The organism is Microvirga sp. P4_G7, from assembly GCF_056401005.1.
The window spans coordinates 1-733 of record NZ_JBFUKD010001089.1 but is presented as its reverse complement, the minus strand read 5'-3'; the positions used below and the strand labels follow the sequence as shown (position 1 = coordinate 733).

1 protein-coding gene and 1 pseudogene are annotated in these 733 nt (G+C 62.9%); both read right to left on the bottom strand.

Annotated features, from left to right (window positions below; translation table 11 throughout):
- Positions 1 to 407: pseudogene (locus tag AC1DT3_RS23205) on the bottom strand (hypothetical protein); the annotation flags it as partial.
- 8 nt (positions 408 to 415) lie between these two features.
- The coding region (locus AC1DT3_RS23200) for an FAD binding domain-containing protein (RefSeq protein WP_477467509.1) at positions 416 to 733 on the bottom strand (318 nt) is incomplete at its 5' end.

The following is a 733-nucleotide window of genomic DNA, read 5'->3' as shown; positions in this document are numbered from 1 at the left end:
TCCTTGTAGGCCTTGTCGTTGTCGGCCATGGACGGTCGGTTCTCATGCGAGAGCACGTCGATCACGCCCTCTACTTTCATGGCCTCGCCGATATCGATGCTGGCAATGCGGCCTTTAGCGATTGTCGCGCCGACGACGCTGGCGTGGACAAGGCCCGGTGCATTGAACTCGCCAGCGTATTTGGCCGCACCCGTAACCTTGTCCCGCCCGTCGACGCGCGATATCGGGCTGCCGATGTAAGGAGTCATTGGCTTGCTCGCATGGGTTACTTGTTGGCCTGCAATTGCGGTGGGCGCCGCCGCATCCGCGCGTCCCTGTCCCAGAACCCCGACGGCGACGGCGCCCTGCAGAACGCTACGGCGGCTCAAGTCGCCTGGATGAGGGTCAGTCGGGCGATCGCGTGGCATCACTCACCTCACGCGATCTTCTTGTTGGATTGGGACTGCGGTGTGCCCTGTGCAGCCTGTGTCAGCGCGCGAATGATGGTTCGGCGTGCGAGTTCGATCTTGAATGCGTTGTGCTCGAACCCCTTAGCACCACGCAGCGCCAGGTCAGCGGCGCGATTGAAATTGTCCGGGCTTGCGGCTTGTCCGGTAAGCGCCGCCTCCGCGGCCGGATCTCGCCAAGGTTTATGCGCCACGCCGCCGAGTGCGAACCGGGCTTGGCGGATCGTATTTCCATCCATCTCCATCCCGACGGCGACCGACACCAACGCGAAGGCATAGGATAGTCG